Here is an 8113-nt window from a genome sequence, read left to right as displayed (position 1 = left end):
TCCTATGCTACAAAGAGCTCGTTTATTGAAGCATTTTCAATCAGAAATGGTATTACATCAAGTATTGACAATTTCTGAGCGGGATGTTAAGTTAACGCCAATCTTTTAGACCCAATTCTGTGTAACGAACGCAATTGAAAAGGAGAAATACGCATGGAAAAAGAGATCAGAAACGACATCAAAGGCATTGATCGGTTTGTATTTGAAGCCGGGTCGGACAGGGAACAACTCCACCTGCATATCTCTGAGGTGGGACCGGGGCAGCGAGCGCATCCACCGCATACACACGGAGGTCAGGAAATCTTCTATGTATTTTCCGGTGAAGGCGAAGTCTTGTTTGGGGAGCGGACGCACCGTGTCAGCGATAACGAAGCCGTCCATGTCGATTGTCAAGTTTTGCACGGCATACGCAATGTCGGTGAGACACCGCTCCGCTATGCCGTGATTATAGCGAAGTGAACCCATCGCAATTCGGCGCGGTTATTAACAGTGCTTTGCACAAGCCACGTTAACGCTATTCCGAGGACTCTACAGGCACACCCTCCGAGAATAATTTATAAATCCCATAGACCCCGACAGCGATCAGGACAATCCCGACAGTCGCTAAACCGCGCCGCACCCAAATCGGTTGTAAAAAGATCGGCAAATTAACAGTGAACCAACGGGGTTGTAAGAGTTTGGACATAGCGATGCCGAAATACAGTGCTCCATAAGCGATAAGCCCGATGTCGCTTGCCAATTCCTGCTTTCGAGGCGTGACGGGCAGCTTGAACGGGTTCAGGAGGTAATCACCAGAGAAGATTAGCGCGATTCCTACAAATAGAAAGATGGAAAGAATTGCGGTTGAATACCCTGAACCTCGGAGTGTCATCAACAAACCGATGCTGAAGCACCCCAATATCAGGCTCATTACCCCTTGCATAATTTGATAGTTTCTGTTTCGTGAGACCATGTTCGCCCCAACTGCGGAATGAACGTATTTATTCGGCAATTTACGCGGCAGAAGAACCAAGTCGAATGCGTGGATCAACCAGCGTGTAACTGATGTCGGTCAGTAATAAACCGATGATATATAGCACAGAACCGATATAAACCATACTCCGCACAATCGCGAAATCCTGTGCGTGGATGGCTTCTATCGTAAAGCCGCCAAGCCCCGGAATCGCGAAAAATGCTTCCATCACCAAGCTTCCCATAAAGAGCAACGGAATGACCAAGACCACATTCGTCAGAATCGGGATCATTGCGTTCTTCAGGATGTGTTTAAAGAGAACAACCGCTTCACTCAACCCTTTTGCGCGTGCTGTCCGCACATAGTCCCGATTCACCTCTTCAAGGAATATCGTTCGGTAAAAACGGATACCGATGCCGACACCCCCAATAATGCCGATAACCACTGGTAGAATAACGAACTTCAACATGTCCACACCCGTATCATATCCAGAGATTGGAAAGAGTCGCAATATCTTTCCGAAAACCCATTGTCCACCGATAATATAGAAGAGGGTTGAAACAGACATGAGGATAACAGCAACGATTGTGCCCCAGAAATCCACGTAGGTTGCCCGGTAATAAGCGACAATCATTGAAACGGTGATATTTACCAGAACGCCAATCAGAAAGGTCGGGAGCGCAATTGCCAGACTTGCCCACATGCGTTGTGAAATCTGTGATGTGATGTCAATGTTGTTGGCATCCGATGTTCCAAAATCGAAGAAAAAGAGTTTAACCGATTTCTGGAAGAAAATGGTCTGCGTCAAAGACTCGCTCCCAGATACCTTGGTATTGAACCAGAGGGGCAGATGATAACCGTTTTGTCGCTTCCAATTGTCAATATCTTCCTGCGTAATGTTCTTCTCACCGAGAATGCGTTGTGCCATCTGGTCAGGAGAACTGACGACAAAGAAAAGCAGAAATACAGTGATATTCACACCGATCAAGATTGGGATTGCGTAAAGGGTCCGTCGGATAATATAAGTTATCATTTTTTAATTATCCCATGCTCCCGTTTCCAAATTGTGATTACAGCTGGAATAGTGCCTAAAATGAGAAAAGCTGCGCCTACCCATAGGGGCCAGACAATCGGTTGATTCCACGCCTCCCGATGTTCCGACCGCTCACCAGCATCAATCCGAAGATATTTGAGCGAGCCATATCCCATCGTACTCGGCTTGCTGTTCTTCACCCATTGATGCGACAAACCGAAAGTAACAGGATGGTAGGTGAAGACCCACGGCGCATCCCGTTGCAGCAGATGCTTCATCTTGCGAATGATTGCCAACCGTTCTGGCGAGTTCTCCATATTTTTCATCTGCTCGAAGAGTTTATTGTATTCCACGTTATCGTAGTTAGCCGTATTTTCACCACCGTGGACGGCTCTCGCATTCGGTCCATAGAGGAGAAATAGAAAATTTTCCGCATCCGGGTAATCCGCATGCCATCCCCAGGAGATGATTTGGAAATTCCCGTTCTTCACTTTGTCGCGAAATCGGTTGTAATCCGTGGTGCGGTTCTCCATTGTAATGCCGAGTTGCTCTAACTTATTCCGTATCCACATTATGCGTGGCGTAGCACCGGCCGAGGTCCATGCATTGTCAAAAGTGACGACAAGCGGGTTTCCCTTACTATCCTGTCCACCTGGGTAACCGGCTTCTGCAAGGAGGCGTCTGGCGTCTTCAATGGATTTGCGAACCGGACGCTGCTGCGCGGCATCCCAATTATAAACATAAGCGTTTATACCGCTCTCGCCGCCTTCGTAACCAAAGATACCCGGCGGAATAGGACTGTGCGAGCTAACACCGCGTCCATTGCGGAAAATCTCAACATACTCCTCATAATCTAAAACGATCGAAATCGCTTGACGGAGTTTCTGTTTTTCCACTGAGTTTCCACCCACGGTATCGTCCAACATATTAAAAGCAAGGTATAGCGTCGTCGGTTCAACACTCGTGCGTAGCACGATTTCCTTCGCTCGCATCTCCTCACTTATTCTCGGATCGCCTGTATCGTTAAACGCGACGGCACTGTCAAACGTATCCGAAGAAATGCCGGAACTATCATAGTAGCCTTGTAAGAATTTATTCCAGCGCGGAATGTATTCCTTTTCCAATTTATAGACGATTCTTGGAATAAAAGGAATTATTTCCCACGCGTCGTCTAAAAGCCCGGCTTCCCTATCCCCGGGTTCGCCGCTTGATGGGTAACGCACCACCCGAAAATTCTCATTTTTCACGAGAACGATCTCTTTGTATGCGAGAAGGGTTTCTATCCGATACGCTCCCGTGCCCACAGGAAACCTGTCAATCGTGATGTTCCGATCCGCGACAGCCGGCTGACTGTAAAAGTCAATTGCCTCTTTCGGCATTGGGGAAAAGAAGGGCATCGCTAACCAATAGATAAACTGCGGATACTTCGTCTTGAGGGTAATCCGATAGGTGTACCGATCTACGACCTCGACACCCGGAAAAGGTGCATCCGCCTGTCCCTTCGCAATAGCGGCTGAATACGCTTCCATGCCGAGGATGTAATCCTTTAAAGTGCTGAGAATCGGACAAGAGACGCTCGGATCCGCCATCCGTTTGATCTGATAGACATAATCCGCAGCGATGAGCTCACGCGTGCCTGTCATTGAGAAATCTTTGACCTCATCAAACCCCTTGACCTCTGATTTCGTTAAGTTACGGTAACGCCATTCGCCGTTTTCAGTCTTCGCAAAACACGGATGTTGCTGATACATAATTCCCTGACGAATACGAATTTCATAAACGGTGCGCGCCACTGATGCCGCAGGCGCATTTGACGGTAACGCCTTTCCATCGGCATCAAAATAGCGGGGGTGTGGCATTGCCTTCGCTGTCAACGGGGTAAGTTCGTAGGGCCTTTTCAAGTAATGATATTGCAATGGGGGTTCATAAATCTGCTGGATGAGCCTGTATTCGTCTGAACTGTAGGAGATCGCTGGATCGAAGTGCTTCGGCTCTGCAACGAACGTGTTGTAGTAAATTTCTTGATCGTGTTCAGATTTCGGATACGGATTATTCGGCACACCGCAACCAACGAGAAAAAGAGTTAGTGTTAAGACTACACAATATCGACTTGAAAATTTCGGCGATATAATTTGCATCATTCTTCCTCAAACTTCCTCAAAAACCTCGTAAATATGGCGTTCCTATCAGTGAAATTCAGACGCGCTAATACCTTAAAATGAATATAAAACTGTTAGCGACACCAATGGACCAAATTCAAATGCATCGCTCTCTTGATAAAGCGTCTTTTGACTCAAGGGTAACACCAGTGATACGGACACAGGGATGTTATATGGTGTTGCAATCGAGGCACCAACACATGCCATGCTGAAAAGGAGTCCGGTGTTAATATCGAGTTCTCCTGCCCAATAGGCGTAAGATTGATAGAAGCCGAGATAGCCTGCCTGCAGCGAGAGCCAGTCATTGAAACGATAATTTAGACCGCCTGTGTAGGTAAGTTCCCGCGGGGCGCGATAGGTTTTACTGTTTGCATAGAACGGAAACTTCCCACGGATGCTGGCGTTCGCGTCCAATCCTTTGTAGAGCGGAAACCTGTAATACAAGTCTACGATCGGGTTAAAGGTACCGGTTCCGAATTGTATATGGAGATGCTCAAGTCCGGCAGCTCCTAACTTCCATGGATCTTCTTCGGTCTTACCAAACGGAATTGTCGTTCCGAACCGTCCTGTAAAAAAATCATCCGTCTTAAAGATCCCATGAACATGATGTGCTAAGAGAACATCAGCATCAGCGAGTCCGGTATACGTTTCGTTTCGATGGTGGTTGTTGCCATTACGCACAATCGCGTCCCATTGGTCAGGTGTGACCGGATCAATCTTTTCGACAGTTGCCTCTTGGGCTTTGGTTTCATAGGGTATGTTCGCTTCAAGCACCCAGTGAGAACCGAATTGATACTTCAAGCCAATATCAACGCGAAAGATGTTCAGTTTAACGTGATGTCGGTGGAGTGGCACATCTATTACGTTTCCATCTGGTGAGACCCCTTCTGTTTCTACGTGTCCACCCTGTGCATCGAACCATCGCATCATACTAACACTACTCTGAAATCGCTTCATCTCTTCTGAAGTCAAACTGACTTCACCAATCCCGCCTCGTGGAATTGCCGGATTGCTTCACGCGCCTCAGCTTTCTTGGACAAAACCGAGGGGGAGAAGGATGAATTGAAAGCAGAAGAATAGGAAAAAAAATCGAGCCATCATAATGGATTATCGTCCCTTTCTAAGTTGAGCCACGCCATTTCGGCATCAGAAAGTTCAAGTCCCATTGCCCCGAGCGAGGAATCCATCTCCGTTAAGGTTATAGGTCCAACAATTGGGAGAACCGGGAATGAAATATTGAAGCAGTATGCAAGGGAGACCTGAATCGCGGAATAGCCATATTTTTCGCCTAATTTCTTAGCACGCTCGAGTCTTTCAAAGTTGCCATCGTTGTAATAAACGCGCACCATATCTCTGTTTTCGCGGTTCTCCGGTGTAAATGCACCGCTAAAGAAGCCTCGTGCTTGCGATGACCAAGGCATCAACGGGAACTGGCTTTCCTGATGCCATTCACGGGCGGCATCGTCAACGCAGACACACCCACCCCACATCGGTTCCATCGGCACTGCGAGACTGATGTTATTGCTACAGGAAACAAATCCTGCCAATCCGTTTTCAGCTGCGTATGTGTTGGCATCGATAATACGCTGCGGTTGCCAGTTAGAAGCGGCAGCCGATCGGATACGTCCCGCACCAATCTCATCGTTCAAGTAATCAATAATCGTTTCAACGGGAATCACCGGATCGTCGCGATGGAGCATGTAAAGGTCGATATAATCCGTGCGGAGTCGGATGAGACTCTCATCGAGATCGCTTTTGAGTTCTTCGGGGGAGAGACGTGGACGCGGCACTCTGCCTTGTGGATGTCCACCTTTGTCAATGAGAAAAACTTCGTCTCGGTTACCGCGTTGCCGCATCCAGAGACCGATAAGCATTTCACTATCACCGCCACCATAACCGTGTGCCGTGTCAAGGGCATTTCCACCAGCGTCAAGGAATGCGTCAAGCATTTCGGTGCTATAGTCAAATTTTACAGGTGAAAATACCATGGTCCCCAGAATCATCTGCGAGATGTCTTTGCTGACCCCGGGAATTTTTATATGCTTCATTTTTTATTGTACCTTTTCTATCTGGGCAGGCAGAACGCGCCCTTTGTAATTACAGGATATAGGGAAATTATAGCAGATGTCCAATCCAAAATCCACAAGAAAATGTGCTAAGATCATTTGAAACCGAAATCTGTAGTCTAACGTTTTTATGTTTGTAAAAGCGAAAAATGCCTTCCATTTTCTCAAGCACAAACTACCAATAGCGTAAGGAGAAACACGATGGCTTCGGAAGCGTATTGGAAAGTACTACAGAAATCTAACCGTATGCTGGCGTTAAACTGGGAAACACTTGTAGCAGCGCGCATTGAAGGCGATAAAAAGCGGATCAGAAGAGCAGAACGGAATTATTTCCAATCCCTGCGGAGTGCTATGTTAGCAACGCAAAATGCGGTTTCAGAGCGGATAACTGCCCAGTGAATAATATTATGAGCCCCTCCCATCTACGTTATCTACACGTTGCACAAGACGTTCTAAAACAAATTGAAGCGACACAAACCGAGGCGATTGCACAAGCCTCTGAGATGTGCGCAGAAACTATCGCAGCAGACGGTCTCGTCTACCTATTCGGATCTGGGCATTCCCGGATGCCAGTCGAGGAAATTTTTCCGCGTTATGGCAGTTTTCCGGGTTTCTTTCCCATCGTTGAATTAGCAGTTACGTTCCACAACCAGGTCGTCGGGTGTAACGGTCAACGACAAGCCCTCTTTCTGGAAAACATCTCAGGGTATGCAGAGGTAATTCTACGCAATTTCACCTTCGGACCCCACGACTGCATGATGGTGTTTTCCAACTCCGGTACAAACATCCTACCGATCGAAATAGCGATGGGAGCCAAGGCACGAAACCTGCCTGTCATCGCTGTAAGCTCGATCGCACACAGCCGTTCATCGACCTCAAAACACGCCTCCGGCGAACGCTTGTTTGAAGTCGCGGATCTAACCATCGACAACTGTAATCCGCCCGGAGATGCCGTCGTAGATATTCCGAATTTGGCATATCCTGTGGGACCTACGTCCAGCATCGGGACGCTCGCGATTGTCAATGCCATTAAATGCCGAGTTGCAGAACTCCTGACAGAACGCGGAAAACCGCCCGTCGTGTTGACCGGTGCGCATTTCCTCGGACCGGAAAAATCAGCAGAGCAGATTGAAAGGGCTTATGACGATTATAAAGCCCGGGTTCAACGTAGTTAGCACACCACGATTTTTCCGTTGACTTTTCTCCCACAAATCTATATACTTTAAAAGGGATACAGAACGTTGGATTTCCTGAAGTTAATTTGCATCCGATGGACATTCCGATGCCGAAAACTACCAAAAGAATCGCAGTGATGGGTGGGACATTTAACCCAATTCACTATGCCCATCTGATCAGTGCTGAGCAGGTTCGGGCAGGATTGGGTTACGATAAAATTCTGTTCATACCTTCTGCCCGACCTCCGCATAAGGTTGCAGACGCTGATATTATCGAACCCGAACATCGGTATCAAATGGTGCTTTTGGCAATCGAAGGAAATCCGAATTTTGAAGGGTCGCGTATTGAATTGGAACGCGCAGGTCCGTCATATACTGTTGAAACACTCAAAGCCTTGAAAGAGGTCTATGGAGAAACGACTGAGCTCGCATGGATTATTGGCGCCGACTCCCTTATTGAATATAAAGTCTGGCGGAACTTCGATGAAGTCTTACAACGATGTGTTATGATCGCGACAACGCGTCCAAATTACAACTTGAATCGAGTTCCCTTAGAAATCCGTAAACGGGTTACCACCTTTCCGATAACAGGTGTTGATATATCCGCCACAGTTATCCGGGATCGTGTGCGAAAAGGTCATTCAATCCAGTATCTCGTGCCAGAGGGGGTCCACGCCTATATTGAGCAGCATCGGTTGTATCTATGAAGATTTTTGGTTTATGGTAAA

At 47.4% G+C, this 8113-nt stretch carries 9 protein-coding genes; 4 read left to right on the top strand and 5 right to left on the bottom strand.

Going from position 1 to position 8113, the window contains the following annotated elements:
• Positions 1-153: 153 nt before the first annotated feature.
• Complete coding sequence (locus F4X88_03085; protein MYA55258.1) at positions 154-459, top strand: cupin domain-containing protein; 306 nt, start codon at positions 154-156, stop codon at positions 457-459.
• Positions 460-514: 55 nt separating this feature from the next.
• On the opposite strand, the gene F4X88_03080 is transcribed toward F4X88_03085, so the two are convergent.
• From F4X88_03080 to F4X88_03060, 5 genes are all read right to left on the bottom strand, one after another.
• Positions 515-910 carry a hypothetical protein gene (locus tag F4X88_03080; GenBank protein ID MYA55257.1) on the bottom strand — a complete coding sequence of 132 codons (396 nt, stop codon included), beginning with the start codon at positions 908-910 and terminating at the stop codon, positions 515-517.
• Between the two features lie 82 nt (positions 911-992).
• Positions 993-1985: an ABC transporter permease gene (locus F4X88_03075; GenBank protein MYA55256.1), complete on the bottom strand. Its 993-nt coding sequence runs from the start codon at positions 1983-1985 to the stop codon at positions 993-995.
• On the bottom strand, positions 1982-4123 hold the full coding sequence (locus F4X88_03070; GenBank protein ID MYA55255.1) for a peptide ABC transporter substrate-binding protein: 2142 nt from the start codon (positions 4121-4123) through the stop codon (positions 1982-1984). The genes F4X88_03075 and F4X88_03070 overlap by 4 nt, the downstream gene beginning before the upstream one ends.
• Before the next feature lie 75 nt (positions 4124-4198).
• Complete coding sequence (locus F4X88_03065) at positions 4199-5116, bottom strand: hypothetical protein (protein ID MYA55254.1); 918 nt, start codon at positions 5114-5116, stop codon at positions 4199-4201.
• A 125-nt stretch (positions 5117-5241) separates the two neighbouring features.
• On the bottom strand, positions 5242-6192 hold the full coding sequence (locus tag F4X88_03060; GenBank protein MYA55253.1) for an aldo/keto reductase: 951 nt from the start codon (positions 6190-6192) through the stop codon (positions 5242-5244).
• 219 nt (positions 6193-6411) lie between these two features.
• Here F4X88_03060 and F4X88_03055 point away from each other — a divergent pair, with 219 nt between their 5' ends.
• The 3 genes from F4X88_03055 (at position 6412) to F4X88_03045 (ending at position 8092) form a co-directional block, all read left to right on the top strand.
• Complete coding sequence (locus tag F4X88_03055; protein MYA55252.1) at positions 6412-6609, top strand: hypothetical protein; 198 nt, start codon at positions 6412-6414, stop codon at positions 6607-6609.
• An 8-nt stretch (positions 6610-6617) separates the two neighbouring features.
• A complete protein-coding gene (locus tag F4X88_03050; GenBank protein MYA55251.1) occupies positions 6618-7385 on the top strand; it encodes an SIS domain-containing protein in 768 nt (255 codons plus the stop codon).
• Between the two features lie 95 nt (positions 7386-7480).
• Positions 7481-8092, top strand: a complete 612-nt coding sequence (locus F4X88_03045; GenBank protein ID MYA55250.1) for a nicotinate-nucleotide adenylyltransferase — start codon at positions 7481-7483, stop codon at positions 8090-8092.
• The last annotated feature ends 21 nt before the right edge of the window (positions 8093-8113 follow it).

Source organism: Candidatus Poribacteria bacterium (assembly GCA_009839745.1).
GTDB lineage: Bacteria > Poribacteria > WGA-4E > WGA-4E > WGA-3G > WGA-3G.
Note: the sequence above shows the minus strand (reverse complement) of the source record. Positions and strands in the feature narration are given on the sequence as shown.